18 protein-coding genes are annotated in these 16,352 nt (G+C 69.7%); 6 read left to right on the top strand and 12 right to left on the bottom strand.

The features are described from left to right. Positions 1-14: 14 nt before the first annotated feature. Both B7K21_RS11700 and dapA read right to left on the bottom strand, forming a co-directional pair. Entirely contained in the window at positions 15-1,697 is a 1,683-nt protein-coding gene (locus tag B7K21_RS11700) for a ribonuclease J (protein ID WP_084075780.1), read from the bottom strand. Beyond that, positions 1,694-2,587, bottom strand: coding sequence for a 4-hydroxy-tetrahydrodipicolinate synthase (dapA, locus tag B7K21_RS11695; protein WP_084075778.1), 894 nt, complete (start codon positions 2,585-2,587; stop codon positions 1,694-1,696). The genes B7K21_RS11700 and dapA overlap by 4 nt, the downstream gene beginning before the upstream one ends. A 97-nt stretch (positions 2,588-2,684) precedes the next feature. Here dapA and B7K21_RS11690 point away from each other — a divergent pair, with 97 nt between their 5' ends. Genes B7K21_RS11690 through B7K21_RS11670 form a run of 5 tightly spaced genes read left to right on the top strand, consistent with a single transcriptional unit; the run spans position 2,685 to position 5,641 of the window. Beyond that, positions 2,685-3,488 carry a thymidylate synthase gene (locus tag B7K21_RS11690; protein WP_084075776.1) on the top strand — a complete coding sequence of 268 codons (804 nt, stop codon included), beginning with the start codon at positions 2,685-2,687 and terminating at the stop codon, positions 3,486-3,488. A gap of 8 nt (positions 3,489-3,496) precedes the next feature. Then, complete coding sequence (locus tag B7K21_RS11685) at positions 3,497-4,003, top strand: dihydrofolate reductase (RefSeq protein WP_084075774.1); 507 nt, start codon at positions 3,497-3,499, stop codon at positions 4,001-4,003. Next, on the top strand, positions 4,000-4,644 hold the full coding sequence (locus tag B7K21_RS11680; RefSeq protein ID WP_084075772.1) for a GNAT family N-acetyltransferase: 645 nt from the start codon (positions 4,000-4,002) through the stop codon (positions 4,642-4,644). The genes B7K21_RS11685 and B7K21_RS11680 overlap by 4 nt, the downstream gene beginning before the upstream one ends. Then, positions 4,626-5,321, top strand: a complete 696-nt coding sequence (locus tag B7K21_RS11675; protein ID WP_084075770.1) for an AzlC family ABC transporter permease — start codon at positions 4,626-4,628, stop codon at positions 5,319-5,321. The genes B7K21_RS11680 and B7K21_RS11675 overlap by 19 nt, the downstream gene beginning before the upstream one ends. Continuing rightward, positions 5,318-5,641 carry an AzlD domain-containing protein gene (locus B7K21_RS11670; protein WP_200806312.1) on the top strand — a complete coding sequence of 108 codons (324 nt, stop codon included), beginning with the start codon at positions 5,318-5,320 and terminating at the stop codon, positions 5,639-5,641. Before B7K21_RS11675 ends, B7K21_RS11670 begins: the two co-directional genes overlap by 4 nt. Positions 5,642-5,654: 13 nt before the next feature. Here the strand turns inward: B7K21_RS11670 and B7K21_RS11665 are convergent, their stop codons facing one another. Beyond that, on the bottom strand, positions 5,655-6,410 hold the full coding sequence (locus B7K21_RS11665) for a ZIP family metal transporter (protein ID WP_084075766.1): 756 nt from the start codon (positions 6,408-6,410) through the stop codon (positions 5,655-5,657). Positions 6,411-6,493: 83 nt separating this feature from the next. On the opposite strand from B7K21_RS11665, the gene B7K21_RS11660 reads away from it, so the two are divergent. Then, on the top strand, positions 6,494-7,021 hold the full coding sequence (locus B7K21_RS11660; protein ID WP_084075764.1) for a GNAT family N-acetyltransferase: 528 nt from the start codon (positions 6,494-6,496) through the stop codon (positions 7,019-7,021). A 34-nt stretch (positions 7,022-7,055) separates the two neighbouring features. On the opposite strand, the gene B7K21_RS11655 is transcribed toward B7K21_RS11660, so the two are convergent. The 9 genes from B7K21_RS11655 to B7K21_RS11615 all read right to left on the bottom strand — a co-directional run bounded on the left by B7K21_RS11655 (position 7,056) and on the right by B7K21_RS11615 (position 16,290). Then, positions 7,056-7,535, bottom strand: a complete 480-nt coding sequence (locus B7K21_RS11655) for a hypothetical protein (protein WP_234989299.1) — start codon at positions 7,533-7,535, stop codon at positions 7,056-7,058. Further along, the gene (dapB, locus tag B7K21_RS11650; protein WP_084075762.1) at positions 7,532-8,275 is read right to left on the bottom strand and encodes a 4-hydroxy-tetrahydrodipicolinate reductase; all 744 of its coding nucleotides are present in this window, start codon (positions 8,273-8,275) and stop codon (positions 7,532-7,534) included. Before dapB ends, B7K21_RS11655 begins: the two co-directional genes overlap by 4 nt. Before the next feature lie 9 nt (positions 8,276-8,284). Further along, positions 8,285-9,610 carry a pitrilysin family protein gene (locus tag B7K21_RS11645; protein WP_084075760.1) on the bottom strand — a complete coding sequence of 442 codons (1,326 nt, stop codon included), beginning with the start codon at positions 9,608-9,610 and terminating at the stop codon, positions 8,285-8,287. A gap of 149 nt (positions 9,611-9,759) precedes the next feature. After that, positions 9,760-11,961, bottom strand: a complete 2,202-nt coding sequence (locus B7K21_RS11640; RefSeq protein ID WP_084075758.1) for a polyribonucleotide nucleotidyltransferase — start codon at positions 11,959-11,961, stop codon at positions 9,760-9,762. A gap of 205 nt (positions 11,962-12,166) precedes the next feature. Further along, positions 12,167-12,436 carry a 30S ribosomal protein S15 gene (gene rpsO / locus B7K21_RS11635; protein WP_084075755.1) on the bottom strand — a complete coding sequence of 90 codons (270 nt, stop codon included), beginning with the start codon at positions 12,434-12,436 and terminating at the stop codon, positions 12,167-12,169. Positions 12,437-12,784: 348 nt separating this feature from the next. Beyond that, positions 12,785-13,849, bottom strand: coding sequence for an amino acid ABC transporter permease (locus B7K21_RS11630; protein WP_084075752.1), 1,065 nt, complete (start codon positions 13,847-13,849; stop codon positions 12,785-12,787). Continuing rightward, positions 13,846-14,496, bottom strand: coding sequence for an amino acid ABC transporter permease (locus B7K21_RS11625; protein ID WP_084075749.1), 651 nt, complete (start codon positions 14,494-14,496; stop codon positions 13,846-13,848). The genes B7K21_RS11630 and B7K21_RS11625 overlap by 4 nt, the downstream gene beginning before the upstream one ends. A 68-nt stretch (positions 14,497-14,564) precedes the next feature. Beyond that, positions 14,565-15,449 carry a glutamate ABC transporter substrate-binding protein gene (locus B7K21_RS11620; RefSeq protein WP_084075746.1) on the bottom strand — a complete coding sequence of 295 codons (885 nt, stop codon included), beginning with the start codon at positions 15,447-15,449 and terminating at the stop codon, positions 14,565-14,567. A 73-nt stretch (positions 15,450-15,522) separates the two neighbouring features. Continuing rightward, positions 15,523-16,290 (bottom strand): amino acid ABC transporter ATP-binding protein, encoded by a 768-nt coding sequence (locus B7K21_RS11615; protein WP_084075743.1) that lies wholly within the window; start codon positions 16,288-16,290, stop codon positions 15,523-15,525. Positions 16,291-16,352 lie beyond the last annotated feature (62 nt).

Genomic DNA, 16,352 nt, shown 5'->3' with positions numbered 1-16,352 from the left:
CAGCGCCCGTGCCGCTACGCCTCGATGACGATCGGCACGATCATCGGCCGGCGACGCAGCTTGGTGCCGACGTAACGTCCGAGCACACGGCGCATGATCTGCTGGAGCTGATGCGTGTCCGTCGAGCCGCCCTTGGCGGCGTCCTCGAGCGCGTCCTTGATCTGCGGCAGGACGCCATCGAAGACCGAGTCGTCCTCGGCAAGACCGCGCGCGTGCACCTCGGGTCCGCTCACGACCTTGCCGTTGCTCGCGTCGATCACGGCGAAGACGGACACGAAGCCCTCCTCGCTGAGGATGCGGCGATCCTTGAGCTCGGTCTCCGTGATCTCGCCCACCGACGAGCCGTCCACGTACACGTTGTGGTGCTCGATCGCGCCCACGACGCGCGCCCTGCCGTCCTTGAGATCGACGACGACGCCGTTCTCGGCGAACACCACGTTGTCCTCGGGGATGCCGGTCTTCATCGCGAGCTTCCCGTTCGCGAGCAGATGCCGCACCTCTCCGTGGATGGGCATCACGTTCTTGGGTCGCAGGATGTTGTAGCAGTACAGCAGCTCGCCCGCGCTGGCGTGGCCCGAGACGTGTACGCGGGCGTTCGCCTGGTGCACCACGGTGGCGCCGATGCGCATGAGCAGGTTGATGACGCGGTACACGGCGTTCTCGTTGCCGGGGATCAGGGACGACGCGAAGATCACCAGATCGTCCTTGCCCACCTCGACCTTGTGGTCGCCGGTCGCCATCCGGCTCAGCGCCGCCATCGGCTCGCCCTGCGAGCCGGTTGACATGTAGACGACCTGATCGTGAGGCATCTTGTCCGCCTGCTTCGGATCCACGAGGATGCCGTCGGGGACGTTGAGGTAGCCCATCTCGGCCGCGATGCCCATGTTGCGCACCATCGACCGTCCGACGAACGCGACCTTGCGTCGATGCGCCTGCGCGGCGTCGATGACCTGCTGCACCCGGTGCACATGGCTCGCGAACGATGCGACGACGATGCGCCCCTTGGCCTGGGCGAACAGCCCGTCGAGCGTCGGGCCGATCTCCGCCTCTGCGGTGGTGAAGCCCGGCACTTCGGCATTGGTCGAGTCGACCATGAACAGGTCCACGCCCTCCTCGCCCATCCGGGCGAAGGCGCGCAGATCCGTGATGCGGCCGTCGAGCGGCAGCTGGTCCATCTTGAAGTCGCCTGTGTTGAGCACAGTGCCGGCGCTGGTGCGGACGAAGACCGCGAGCGCGTCGGGGATCGAATGGTTGACCGCGACGAACTCGAGACCGAAGGCTCCGATCTGCTCGCGCCCGCCCTCCTTCACGGCGAGCGTGATCGGCGTGATGCGGTGCTCCTTGAGCTTCGCCTCGATGAAGGCGAGCGTCAGCTGGGACCCGATCAGCGGGATGTCCTGACGCTTGCGCAGCAGATACGGCACGGCGCCGATGTGGTCCTCGTGTCCGTGCGTGAGGACGATCGCCTCGATGTCCTCCAGCCGGTCCTCGAGGTAGGTGAGGTCAGGCAGGATCAAGTCGACGCCGGGCTGATGCTCCTCCGGGAAGAGCACGCCGCAGTCGATGATCAGCAGGCGCCCGTCGAGTTCGAGGACGTGCATGTTGCGCCCGACCTCGCCGAGCCCGCCGAGCGGGACGAGGCGGAGGGTGCCGGGCTTGAGAGCGGGCGGTGCGGTCAGTTCAGGGTGAAAGTTCATCGGGTCATTCCTGCGGCCTCCAGGGCCGCTGTCAGTGCCTCGTACTCGGCCTGCGTGGCGGGCAGCAGCGGCAGCCGCATGGCGCGGTTGTCGATGACGCCTGCCCACTGCATCGAGGCCTTCGCGCTGACGGCGCCAGGGATGGCGAACATCGCGTCGACGACGGGCAGGAGGGATTCGTGAATGTGCTGGGCGGTGGCCTCATCGCCGGCGTTGAACGCGTCGATCATGGCCTTGGTCTCACGCGACGCGACGTGCGCGATCACGGAGACGGTGCCGACGCCCCCGGCACGCAGGAAGTCGAGGGTCAGCGCGTCGTCGCCGGAGTACCACGCGAGGCCCGTGCGCTCGTGCCGAGCCTTGCCGGTGGCGACGTCGCCGGTCGCGTCCTTGACCGCGAGCACGCGCGGGTGGGCCGCCAACTGGTCGTACGCCCAGTCGGAGATCGCGAGCGACGTGCGACCCGGGATGTCGTACAGCATCGCGGGCAGGCCCGTCGCGCCGAGGATCGCGCGGAAGTGCGCCACGATGCCCGCCTGCGACGGCTTCGAGTAGTACGGCGTGAGCGCGAGGATGCCGTCGGCCCCGGCCTCCTCGCCCTGCTCCGCCATGCGCACCGCGTGCGCCGTGTCGTTCGAGCCCGCGCCGGTGAGGATCGTGACCTCGGGCCCCACGGCCTCGCGCACCGCGCGGATCAGGTCCACCTTCTCCGGAGCGTGCGTGGTGGGCGCCTCCCCCGTGGTGCCTGACAGCACGAGGCCGTCGCAGCCGCGCGAGACGAGGTACGAGGCCAGGCGCTGCGCGGCCTCGAGGTCGATCGCGCCTCCCTCGTGCATCGGCGTGACCATCGCGGTCAATACTGTGCCGAAGGGCCGTGCGGGATCGTTCATACGGCTAAACCTACCGCGCTGGCTGCGGCGGCCGTCCCGTGGTGACGCATCGGCGCGGCCCGACCACCGCGTCGGGCATGCGTCGTAGGCTGTCGCCGTGAGCGCCATTCCCACGCCGTACGAGGACCTGCTGCGCGACGTGCTCGCGACCGGCACCGTCAAGAGCGACAGGACCGGGACGGGCACCCGCTCCGTCTTCGGCCGCCAGCTCCGCTTCGACCTGAGCCAGGGCTTCCCGCTGATCACCACCAAGCGTGTGCACACGCGATCGATCGTGGGCGAGCTGCTGTGGTTCCTGCGCGGCGACACGAACGTGCGCTGGCTTCAGGAGCGCGGCATCACCATCTGGGACGAGTGGGCGGACGAGAACGGCGAACTGGGTCCCGTCTACGGCTACCAGTGGCGCTCGTGGCCCACGCCAGACGGCAGGCACATCGACCAGATCGCTGAAGTCGTGCAGCAGATCCGCGACAACCCGGACTCGCGTCGCCTGCTGGTCTCCGCGTGGAACCCCGCCGACATCCCCGACATGGCGCTCGCGCCGTGCCACGCGATGTTCCAGTTCTACGTGGCCGACGGCAAGCTCAGCTGCCAGCTGTACCAGCGTTCGGCAGACCTCTTCCTGGGCGTGCCGTTCAACATCGCCTCGTACGCGTTGCTCACGCACATGATCGCGGCGCAGACCGGCCTCGAGGTAGGCGACTTCGTGTGGACGGGCGGCGACTGCCACATCTACGCCAACCACGTCGATCAGGTGGAGCTGCAGCTCAGCCGCGAGCCGTACCCCTACCCCACGCTGCGGCTCGCCCCGCGCGACAGCCTGTTCGACTACGACATCGACGATGTGGTGATCGAGAACTACCAGCACCACCCGGGCATCAAGGCGCCCGTGGCCGTCTGAGCGCACCCATGGCTCTCAAGGCGATCTGGGCGCAGGCGCGCGACGCGGCGGGCAGGCCCGTCATCGGGCTCGACGGCGACATGCCGTGGGAGCTTCCCGAGGACCTCGCGAGGTTCCAGCGGCTCACTCGCGGCGGCGTGGTCGTGATGGGCCGCCGCACCTGGGAGTCGCTGCCGCCGCGCTACCGGCCCCTCCCGGGCCGCACCAACATCGTGGTCACCTCGCGCGACGCCATCGACGGCGTCCCCGTGGCGCCCTCGCTCGACTATGCGCTGCAGATGGCCTCCGCCCTCGAGCCCGACGCGGACGTCTGGGTCATCGGCGGGGCATCCCTGTTCGCGGAGGCCATGGGCCGCGCCGAAGCGCTCGAGGTCACCGAGATCGACCTCGAGGTCGAGGGCGACACGTATGCGCCGTCGGTCGACCCCGAGGCCTGGGCGATCGCCGACGCGTCGGAGCCTGCGATCTCGGAGGCAGGGCTGGGCTACCGCTTCGTGACGTACACGCCCGCATGAGCGCCCCTTACCGCATTCCCGCACGCATCGAGACCGAGCGCCTCGTGATCCGTCGGTACCGCGAGGACGATGCCGAGGCTCTGTCCGAGGTCGCGAGCAGGAACCGCGAGCACCTGCTGCGGTACATGGTCTGGGCCCAGTACGAGCCGCAGACCCCCGCGCAGCGTCGCCTCTTCATCGCGACAGTGAACGCGGACTTCGACGCCGGCACGGACTACACGATGGGCATGTTCGCGCGCCCGGACGGCGCTTACCTCGGAGGCACCGGATTCCACGTCCGCACTGCGCCCGAGCGGCTTGAGATCGGCTACTGGCTCGATGCCGCGCGCGAGGGCGAGGGTCTCGTCACGGAGGCGGCCGCCGCGCTGACCCGGGTGGGGCTCGAGTTCGCTGGCGCCACCCTCGTGTCGATCGCGCACGCGCCCACGAACACCCGCTCGGGTGCCGTGCCGGCACGGCTCGGCTTCGTGCGGCAGGATGCGCCCGCCGAATACACCTGTCATGACAGCGGGCAGCCTGTCTCGCCAGTGGACTGGCAGGCCGACGCCGCAGTCCTCGCCTCTGACCCGCTCTCGTCGTTCCCCCGCCCCTCGCTGTTCGACGCTGACGGCACCCCGCTCGCATGGCCCGACCGGTCCTGAGCGCGGCGAGACGGCAGGCGGTCGCCGTCTCGATCGCGACCGGCGCGTACGGGCTCAGCTTCGGCGCGCTGTCCGTCGCCGCCGGGCTGGACTTGTGGCAGACGATGGCGCTGAGCCTGCTCGTGTTCTCCGGCGGCTCGCAGTTCGCCTTCGTGGGCGTGCTGGGCGCGGGTGGCACGGCCGCAGCCGCCGTCGCAACCTCGACGTTCCTCGGCATCCGCAACGGGTTCTACGGCGTCGCGCTCGCCGAGGTGCTCCGTCCGCTTCGCGGCGCTCGCCTCGCGTGGGGCGCGCAGGTGACGATCGACGAGTCGACTGCGGTCTCGCTCGCGCAGCCGCACGACGACCTGGCCGAGCGTCGCGCCGGCTTCTGGTGGGCCGGGGTCGGCGTGTTCGCGCTGTGGAACGCGATCACCATCGTGGGAGCGCTGCTGGGCCAGAGCCTGGGCGATCCCGCGACGTGGGGGCTCGACGCCGCCGCCGGTGCCGCCTTCCTCGGGCTCGTATGGCCGCGCCTCGGTTCGCGGCGTGCACAGGCCGTGGCGGGCATTGCCGCCGTGGTCGCGCTCGCCCTCACTCCCCTGCTCCCCGCGGGCGTGCCAATCCTCGTCGCCGCGCTCGTGGGCGTCGCGGCGGGCTGGCGGGCTCCGGCGCATGCCGAAGAGGTGCCCGAGTGACGCCATACGCGTGGACGTGGATCGCGATCGTCGCCGCGGGCCTGCTCGCGTGGCTGATCAAGCTCGCGGGCCACGTGGTCCCCGAGCGAGTCGTCGAGAACCCGCGCGTGCACCGCATCGCGGCATACGTCACCGTCGCGCTGCTGATCTCGCTCGCAGCGGTACAGACATTCACGTCCGATGCCGCGCTCGTGGTGGATGCGCGCGTCGTGGCGATCGCCGTCGCGGCCATCCTGCTGTGGAGACGCGCTCCGTTCATCGTGGTGGTCGCAGCCTCAGCCGCGGTGGCTGCCGGGCTGCGCGCGCTTGGCTGGGGCTGACCGTCCGCTGTCCCTACGTCAGTTCGCCAAGCACGAAGGCGACGAGGAAGCCCGCCGTCACGATCAGTCCCGTGGCCCAGTGATCCTCCTCGTAGGCCTCGGGGATCATCGCGTTGGCGACCATCGCGAGCAGCGCGCCGGCTGCGGTCGAGATGACGACAGCGATGACGGCGGGCGATGCCGCGAGCAGCACCGATGCTCCCAGGGTCGCGGCGAGCGCGCCCAGGAGAGTGATCCCTCCCCACAGCGCGAGCACGAACCGCAAGGGCCGGCCCGCACGCTTGAGTGGCACCGTGCCGGCGAGCCCCTCCGGCACATTCGAGAGCCCGATGGCGACGACGAGGCCCACGGGGAACCCACCGGTGAGCGCGCTGAGCCCGATCACGATGGCCTCAGGGATGCCGTCGAGCAGCGCGCCGACCGCGATCGACAGGCCGCCGCCCTCGCTGTCCCCGCCGCGCTGAGCCGTCGCGTTCCTGCTGGAGGATCGCGCGCCCTGGCGCTTGGCGAGTCGATCCACGAGTCCATCGAGCACGACGTAGCCGACAGCGCCGCAGGTGAATCCCAGCACCACCGGCCAGACGCCCGCGCCGTCCTTCGCCTCCGTCACGAGCTCGAGCGTCAGCGTCGCGATGAGAACGCCCGCACCGAAGGCCATCACTCCTGCGACGGCGCGGCGCGGCAGCGCCCAACGCCACGCGATCCCCGCGCCGATGAGCAGCGCGCCGATGCCGACGGCAGCGGCGACCGCGGCGATCAGGATGCTCATCCGCCCACCCTAGCGAGCGTCGATCGGACCGCCGGCGGTGCGGATGCTCGCGCGCACACGGCCCACGCAATACGCTCGGAGCCATGAGCGCATCTGCATCCCCCGCCGACAGTGTCCGCACCGCACGCCCCGGGGACGAGGGCGCGATCGCGCGCATCCAGGTCGAGTCCTGGGTCTCCGCGCTCGGGGAGCGGCTCGGACCGCGCCGTCACAGCGCGTTCGACGTGGACGCGGTCGCGCAGGGCTGGGCAGCCGCGATCGCCGAACCCCCGAGCGAGGGCCATCAGGTGTTCGTCGCGATGGGCGAGAATGGCGAGATCTGCGGCTTCGTCGCCTGCGCGCCGCCCAAGGACCTGATCGCGCTCGAGGTCGCGCCCGACCGTCGCCGCCGCGGCCACGGCTCACGGCTGCTCGCCGCTGCGGCCGACCACATGCGCGCCCAGGGCGCCACGACCATGCGCCTCTGGGCCCTCGAGAAGGACCGCGTGCGAGCGGACTACCTCAGCTCCGCCGGATTCGCGGAGGCCGGAATGCGACGCGAGCTCGAGGGCCCAGGGATCACGATCCCCGAGCAGCTCTGGCAGACGGACCTCACGCCCGACGCGGCGTAGCGGCCCCGCGCGGCCCCACGTCGGAGCGAACGCCTCACGCCCGACGCGCGGCTCGCCACAGGCTCGCGGCATGCGCGAGCGAGCGTCGGGCCATGCGCCGGTCGCCGCTCGCGTCGTACGCGAACCCCACCTGGAACCACGCGTCCCAGTCCTCCGGACGCGCCTCGGCCTCGAGCCGCGCAGTCTCGAACGCTGCCTCGAGCTCCTCGGATCCCATCGCACGCCGCCCGACGCGCCCGTCGGCCCCGCGCGCCTCATCCGGAACCGGAAGCCGGCCCGTCGCGACGAGCTCGTCGCCCATGCGCTGCACCGCGGCGCTCAGCCTCCACTCGAGCGCAAGCCACCACAGTCCGATGATGGGCATCACGAGCAGACCGATGCCCATCGCGACGCCGACCGGCTCGCCCGTGGCCATGAACGCGAACGCCCGCTGCCCCACATAGGCGGCATACAGCCCGAGCAGCGCGGTCATCGCGACCGCGGCGAGGAATCCCTTGCGGCGCAGCAGCGTCACAGCGCCATGTACCCGTCGAGCCCCACCGTGAGGCCGGGGTGGTTCGCGACCTCACGTACGCCCAGCAGCACGCCGGGCATGAAGCTCACCCTGTCGAAGCTGTCGGTGCGGATCGTGAACTGCTCGCCAGGGTTGCCCATGAGGATCTCCTCGTGGGCGACGAGGCCACGCAGGCGGACGGCGTGCACGTGCACGCCGTCGATCACGGCGCCACGCGCGCCGTCGGGGTCGTCGGTGGTCGCGTCCGGTGACGGAGCCAGGCCGGCCTCCGCGCGCGCCGCGGCGATGCCTGCTGCCGTGTGGCGTGCAGTTCCCGAGGGCGCATCGACCTTGTCCGGGTGGTGCAGCTCGACGATCTCCACCGACTCGAAGTAGCGCGCCGCCGCGGCAGAGAGCTTCATCGCGAGGACGGCGCCCAGGGCGAAGTTCGGCGCGATCAGCACGCCCAGCTCGGGGCGCTCGGTGAGGTGCTCCTCGACCCTGGCAAGCGCGTCGGTCGTCCAGCCGGTGGTGCCCACCACCGCATGCAGGCCCGCGTCGATCGCCGCGTGCACATTCGCCTCGGTCGCGGAGGGCACGGTGAAGTCGATCACGACCTCCGCGCCCGCGCGCGCCGCCGCCGCCACCTCGTCGCCTGCCTCGAGCGAGGCGACGAGGTTGACGCCCTCCGCAGCCTGAACGGCAGCGATCGTCGTGGATCCCATACGCCCCGAGGCGCCCAGCACTGCGACATCGATCATGGGGTCAGCCTACGGATGCGCGGGGCCCACCCGCACCGTGGCGCGCTCGCGCGACGCTAGGTCGGTGGCAAGGCCCACCACGTCGTCGGCCGTGACCGCATGCACCTGATCGAGCATCTCGCCGATGCTCCACAGCTCCCCGAACGCCATCTCCGCCTTGCCCAGGCGCGACATGCGCGAGTACGAGTCCTCGAGCCGCAGCACCATGGAGCCGGCGATCTGTCCCTTGGCACGCTCGAGCTCGGCCTCGGTCACGCCCTCCGCCATGCGCTCCAGCTCGGCGGCCATGAGCCTCTCGACCTCGCGCGCCTTCGCGGGCGTGCAGGCCGCGTAGATGCCGAACAGCCCCGTCTCCGCACTGGGGGCACCGAACGAGTACACCGTGTACGTCAGCCCCCGCTTCTCGCGGATCTCCTGGAACAGACGCGAGCTCATGCCGCCGCCCAGGATCGCGTTGTACACCGCGAGCGTGTTGCGCCGCTCATCCGTCGCCGCGAAGCCGCGGGTGCCCACCAGCAGGTGGGACTGCTCGAGCTCCGAGCGCGTCACCGTCACCTCGGGCGTGAACGTCGCCTGCACCGGGCGGGTCGCGTCGCGCCTGCCCGACGGTGCGGTCGGGCCATCGAGGTCCCATCCCCCGGTCTCGAGCGCCTGGGCGACGAGCGCGCATACGACGTCGTGGTCCACGCCGCCCGCGGCGGTCACGATCAGCGTCGAGGGCGCATAGTGCTGGCGGTAGTGCTCCCACACGCTCTCGCGCGTCACCGACTCGATGATCTGCGGCGTGCCGCCGATGGGCCGTCCGAGCGGGTGGCCACCGAGGACCGCCTCCGCGAAGCGCTCGTGGATCACGTCGCCCGGGTCGTCCTCGTTCATGGCGATCTCCTCGAGGATCACGCCGCGCTCCATGTCGAAGTCCGCCTGGTCCAGCCGCGCGGACGTCACCATGTCGAGGATCACGTCCACCGCCATCGGCAGATCCTGGTCGATCACCCGCGCGTAGTAGCAGGTGTACTCCTTGCCCGTGAGCGCGTTGGACTCGCCGCCGACGCGGTCGAACGCCTCGGCGATGTCGAGCGCGCTGCGGCGCGATGTGCCCTTGAACAGCAGGTGCTCGAGGAAGTGGGTCGAGCCCGCGTGCACATCCGTCTCGTCGCGCGAGCCGACGCCGAACCACGCGCCGATCGTCGCGGACCGCATGCCGGGGATGGTCTCCGTGAAGACCCTGACTCCGCCGGGGAGGATCGACCTCCGGATCACGGCTCCGTGATCCTGCTCGATGGTGACGGTGCTGCCGATCGACGAGGACGCGACCAGGGGGAGGACGTGAGGCATGAGGGTGAGCCTAACCCCGCGAGGCTCCGCCCCACGAACCGGAGCATCGCGCGACGCCCCGCCCCAGCGTCGGGCATGTGCAGGCTCACAGACGCGTCAGGGGCGGCCCCGGCGAACCGGGACCGCCCCTGACGGACGTGCGGTGCGGATTACTCCGCGGCGGCCTCCTCCGAGGCCTCCTCGACCACGCCGAGCGACAGCTTGCCGCGCGGGTCGATCTCGGTGATCTCCACCTGGATCTTCTGGCCGATGGACAGGACGTCCTCGACGTTCTCGACGCGCTTGCCGCCCACGAGCTTGCGGATCTGCGAGATGTGCAGCAGACCGTCCTTGCCCGGCGAGAGCGAGACGAAGGCGCCGAAGGCGACCGTCTTGACGACGGTGCCGACGAAGCGCTCGCCGACCTCAGGCATGTGCGGGTTGGCGATCGCGTTGATCGCGTCGCGCGCCGCCTCCGCCGAGGGCCCGTCGACCGCGCCGATGAACACGGTGCCGTCGTCCTCGATCGAGATGTCCGCGCCCGTGTCGTCCTGGATCTGGTTGATCATCTTGCCCTTGGGGCCGATGACCTCGCCGATCTTGTCGACGGGCACGCGCACCGTGATGATGCGCGGTGCGAAGGGGCTCATCTCGTCGGGCTCGGTGATGGCCTGAGCCATCACGTCCAGGATGTGGAGGCGGGCCTCCTTGGCCTGGGTGAGCGCGCCGCCGAGCACCGAGGCGGGGATGCCGTCGAGCTTGGTGTCGAGCTGGATCGCGGTCACGAACTCGGAGGTTCCGGCGACCTTGAAGTCCATGTCGCCGAACGCGTCCTCGGCGCCCAGGATGTCGGTGAGCGCCGCGTAACGGGTCTCGCCGTCCACCGTGTCGGACACGAGGCCCATCGCGATGCCCGCGACCGGAGCGCGCAGCGGCACGCCCGCGTTGAGCATCGACAGCGTGGACGCGCAGACCGAGCCCATCGAGGTCGAGCCGTTCGAGCCCAGCGCCTCGGAGACCTGGCGGATCGCGTACGGGAAGTCCTCACGCGACGGCAGCACCGGCACCAGGGCACGCTCGGCGAGCGCTCCGTGGCCGATCTCGCGGCGCTTGGGGCTGCCCACACGACCGGTCTCGCCCGTGGAGAAGGGCGGGAAGTTGTAGTGGTGCATGTAGCGCTTGCGCGTCTCGGGGTTGTACGAGTCGATCTGCTGCTCCATCTTGAGCATGTTCAGCGTGGTGACACCCATGATCTGGGTCTCGCCGCGCTCGAAGATCGCGGAGCCGTGCACGCGCGGGATCGGGCCGACCTCGGCGGACAGCGGACGGATGTCGCGCAGACCGCGACCGTCGATGCGGACGCCGTCCTTGAGGATGCGCTGACGCACCGACTGCTTGGTGACGGAGCGGATCGCCGCCGACACCTCCTTCTCGCGGCCCTCGAAGGTCTCCGCGAACTGCTCGAGCGTCTCGGCCTTGATCTCGTCGAGGCGGTTCTCGCGCGTCTGCTTGTCGGCGATCGTGAGCGCCTCGGCAAGCTTGCCGCCGGCGAACTCGGTCACGGCCGCGAGCACGTCGTCCTGGTAGTCCAGGAAGCGCGGGAACTCGACGGTCTCCTTCGCTGCCTTGTTCGCGAGCTCGATCTGAGCCTCGCACAGCGCACGCAGGAACGGCTTCGCGGCCTCGAGGCCCTCGGCCACGACCTCCTCGGTCGGCGCCTTGGCGCCCTCCGAGACGAGGTTGAAGGCGTCATCGGTGGCCTCGGCCTCGACCATCATGATCGCGACGTCGTCACCCGCGATGCGACCGGCCACGACCATGTCGAAGACCGCGCGCTCCTTCTGCGAGTACTTGGGGAACGCGACCCACTGGCCGTCGACCAGCGCGATGCGCACACCGGCGATCGGGCCGGTGAAGGGCAGGCCGGACAGCTGCGTCGACGCCGAGGCGGCGTTGATCGCGAGCGTGTCGTACGCGTCGTCGGGGTTGATCGCGAGGACCGTGATGACGACCTGGACCTCGTTGCGCAGACCCGAGACGAACGTCGGGCGCAGCGGGCGGTCGATCAGGCGGCACGTGAGGATCGCGTCCGTCGAGGGGCGGCCCTCGCGGCGGAAGAACGAGCCGGGGATCTTGCCGGCGGCGTATGAGCGCTCCTCGACGTCCACCGTCAGCGGGAAGAAGTCGAAGCCGTCGCGCGGGTGCTTGCCGGCGGTGGTGGCGGACAGCAGCATCGTGTCGCCGTCCAGGTAGGCGGCGACGGAGCCGGCGGCCTGCTGAGCGAGGCGGCCGGTCTCGAAGCGCACGGTGCGCTTGCCGAACGAGCCGTTGTCGATGACGGCCTCGGCGAACTGGATCTCGGGACCCTCCATGGGTCACCCTCCTTGTCGTGAAGGGCGTCCAGGTGTCGGTCGTCGATCGAGGCCCACTCGTCTCCCGTGAGGAAGGACGAGGAGGCCACTACCGAGGACCAGGCAACCGGACGCGGTGTGTTGAGTTGTGGGGTGGCGGCGAACCGCCGGTCACTAGCGTGACACAGAAATCGCCCCGGGGCCGTGAGGCCCCGGGGCGGAAGTTCTAGCGGCGCAGGCCCAGACGCTCGATCAGCTTGCGGTACCGCTCGATGTCGGTCTTGGCAAGGTAGTTGAGCAGGTTGCGGCGGCGACCGACCATGAGGAGCAGGCCACGACGCGAGTGGTGGTCGTGCTTGTGCTCCTTGAGGTGCTCGGTGAGCTCCGTGATGCGGTGCGAGAGCAGCGCGATCTGGACCTCGGGCGAACCGGTGTCGCCCTCAGCGGTGGCGTACTCGGCCATGATGGACTTCTTGGTGGCTGCGTCGAGCGGCACTGTTCTCTCCTTCAAGGATCGTTGCGCGGCGCACCCGGGCTTGTTCACCGGGGCACTGGGAACCGCGGCCGTTTTACGGCGACGACGATTCTACCCCACTCGGGCGCAATCCCCCAGCCACGGCGTCGGGCATCTCCCCCCGCCCGCCATCGCTCCACCCTCCGACGCTCCTGCCCGCCGGCGCTCCATGGACAGTCTGAACCACTCTGGAACCGACACACCGGCGCGATGCACGGATCCCGAGGCATGAGCCGTGTGTCGTACGAGATGTCGGTTCGTGCTGTCAGAGGAGAAGCTGGGAGGTGGGCGGGAGCGAGTGGTTCTGTGCGCGCGACGATGCCGACGCGGTCAGATCTGTGAGTCGCCGGTGCGCGTGTTCGCCTCGATGCTCGCGCGGCGCCAGTCCACCTCGCCCACGCGATGGCGGTAGTCGTCATCCGTCTCGCCCGGCCGACGCTGCGGCACCGCGTGCGACGACGGTCGCCTGCCTGCGCCGAACACGGGGTCGCCCGCGTGAGCGCCTTCCTCGCGCGCGGGCCCGCCGATGCCCGACTGCGGGATGGGCCCCGCAGGACCGATCTCGGGCGGCTCCGTACCGCGACCACGCTCGCGCAGGCGCCGCTCGATGTACGTCGCCAGCCGCGAGATGGAGAGGTTGATGAGGATGTAGATCGTGGCGCCCACCACGAACAGCGGGATCGTGTACTGGTCGCCGAAGTAGTCGCGGTTGGTCTTGATGGTCCGCAGCAGTTCGGGGTAGGACACGATGAAGCCCAGCGCGGTGTCCTTGAGCAGCACGACGAGCTGGCTCACGAGCGCAGGCAGCATGATGCGCACTGCCTGGGGCAGTTCGATCATGAGCGTGGTGCGCATGGGAGACAGCCCGATGCTGAGGCCTGCCTCGCGCTGACCCTTGGGCAACGCGGCGAGCCCCGCGCGCAGGATCTCGGCGACCACCGCAGCGTTGTACACGACGAGGCCGAACACGACGGACCACAGCGGGGACCAGCCGAACGCGAGCTTCGCGAGGAACATCAGCATCAGCACAGGAAGCCCACGTGCGAACTCCGTGACGACGGTGGCCGACCCTGTGACGAGCCTCCGCGTGACGCCTCGCCGCACGATCGCGATGAGCGTGCCGAACGCGATGGCGATCGGCGCGGCGATCGCGGCCGCCGTCAGCGTGGCGCCCAGCCCGCGGACGAGCAGCGAGTACCAGACGTCGGCCGCCTCCTGCCCCTTGGGCGGGTCCCACAGGATGGCCCAGCGGTCATCGAAGATGCCGCGCTGATAGAACGAGTAGCCGGCCCACACCAGGCCACCCACGAGCATCGCCGAGAAGACGACGTTGAGGATCCTGTCGAGCCGTTGCGCGCGAGGGCCGGGCGTGTCGTAGAGAACGGAGGAGCTCATCGCGCGAACGCCACCTTCTTCTCGATCCGCCCGGCAGCGAAGCCGAGCGGGATGGTGATCACGAGATAGAGAAGAGCGATACCGAAGAAGATGAAGAGCCCATCGCTGGGATTCGAGGTCATCAGCGTGCGCTGCACCGTCACCAGTTCCGCGTACGCGAAGCCCGCACCGACGGACGTATTCTTCGTGAGCGCGATGAGTACCGAGATCAGCGGCGGCACGGACGTGCGCCACGCCTGCGGCAGCACCACCTGCGTCAGCGTCTGGCCGAACGTGAGCCCGATGCTGCGGGCGGCCTCGGCCTGTCCCACTCCCACCGAGTTGACTCCCGAACGCAGTGCCTCGCATACGAACGCGCTCGTGTACAGCGTGAGTGCAGCGAGCGACCACTGGAATCCGAGCCCGACTGTCAGCCCCAGCGATGGCGCGACGAAGGCGAAGAAGAAGAACATGAGCGTCAACGGCGTGTTGCGGATGATCTCCACGTACGCGGTGCCGAAGGTCCGCAGCGGCCCGACGGGCGACACGCGCATGGTCGCGAGCACCGTTCCCCACACGAGCGACAGCACTGCCGACGCGGCGGTCAGCGACAGGGTGGCGAGGAAGCCGCCCCAGATGGCGCCGAACTCGTTGACGAAGGTCTCCATGGTCTCCTCTTGGCTGGCGGCTGCGGCCCCTCCGCACGGAGGAGCCGCAGCCGGATCAGTTCAACCGATCAGTAGCGGTCCACCGTGGGGACGGCGGGCTCGGGCAGCACGGTGCCGGCAGTCTCGTTCCACGCCTCGAGCCAGCGGCCGTCCTCGAAGATCTCCTCGAGCACGTCGTTGATCCACATGCGGAACTCGGTGTCCTCGAGCGCGACGCCGATGCCGTAGGGCTCCTCGGTGAAGGGCTCGCCGACGACCTTGAACTCGCCGTCGGACTCGGCCACGTAGCCCGCGAGGATCACGTTGTCGGTCGTGACGACGTCCACCTGGCCGTTGCGAAGCGGCTCGAGGCAGTCGGTGTACGCGTCGAACAGCGCGAGCTCAGCCTCGGGGTAGTTGGTCGCGATGTTCTCAGCCGGGGTCGAGCCGGTGACGGAGCACACCGTCTTGCCCGCGAGGTCGTCGGGCGAGGTGATGTCGTCGGTCGTCGACAGCGTCATGAGCGCCTGGCCGGCGTTGTAGTACGGCCCGGCGAAGCCGACGAGCTCCTTGCGCTTGTCGTTGATCGTGTAGGTCGCGACGACGAGGTCCACGGAGCCGTCCTGGATGAAGGGCTCACGGTTGGCGGACACGGTCTCGACCCACTCAATGCCGCTCTCGTCGATTCCGAGCTCGCTCGCGATGATCTTGCCGATCTCCACGTCGAAGCCCTCGGGGGTGCCGCTCGGTGCGAGCAGACCGAACAGCGGCTGGTCGAACTTGGTGCCGATGGTGATGGCGCCGGCGTCGGCGAGGGCGGCCATGGTGGTGCCCTCCTCGAACTCCATCATCTCGCCGCCGGTGTCGTCTCCGGTCGCGCTGTCGGTGGGCTCGGCGTCGCCGCTCGAGCACGCCGTGAGCGCGACGAGCGCCACCGCGCTGGCGGCGATCCAGGTGCTGGTCCTGGTCTTCATGGTCTCTCTCCCTTGCTCTCATGCCCCCGTGGGGGCTGGGACGCCCTGACACGCCCCGCCCTGTCGTCGCTCCTCAGTGCGTGAGAATCTTCGACAGGAAGTCCTTGGCTCGATCCGACTGCGGGTTCGTGAAGAACGCCTCGGGCTCGGCCTCCTCGACGATGCGCCCGTCGGCCATGAAGACGACGCGGTCGGCGGCCTTGCGCGCGAAGCCCATCTCGTGGGTGACGACGATCATCGTCATCCCGTCCTCGGCGAGCGAGGTCATGACGTCGAGCACCTCGTTGATCATCTCGGGGTCGAGCGCCGACGTGGGCTCGTCGAAGAGCATGACCTTCGGCTCCATCGCGAGCGACCGGGCGATCGCGACGCGCTGCTGCTGTCCGCCCGAGAGCTGCGCGGGGTACTTGTTCCGCTGCGACTCCACACCGACCCGCTCGAGGAGTGCGATCGCCTTCGCCTCCGCCTCCTTCTTGGGCACCTTGTTGACCTTGATCGGGCCGAGCGTGACGTTCTCGAGGATCGTCTTGTGCGCGAAGAGGTTGAAGGACTGGAAGACCATGCCGACGTCGGCGCGCAGTCGCGCGAGCGCCTTGCCCTCCTGAGGCAGCGGCACGCCGTCGAGCGAGATCTCGCCATCGTCGATGGTCTCGAGGCGGTTGATCGCGCGGCACAGCGTGGACTTCCCGGAGCCCGAGGGGCCGATGACGACCACCACTTCGCCCTCGCCGACGGTCAGGTTGATGTTCTGCAGCACATGCAGGTCGCCGAAGTGCTTGTTGACCTTGTCGAGCACCACGAGCGGCCGGTGGCCGGCGGAAGAAGCCTGCGTCTGGTCCATTTCTGCACCCTAGACCCCCCGGCGGCCGGGTGTCCTGGGAGGAGACCGAAACGGTATGGAAG

Origin of the sequence: Demequina sp. NBRC 110052 (assembly GCF_002090075.1) — a bacterium.
Lineage (GTDB): Bacteria > Actinomycetota > Actinomycetes > Actinomycetales > Demequinaceae > Demequina.
Note: the sequence above shows the minus strand (reverse complement) of the source record. Positions and strands in the feature narration are given on the sequence as shown.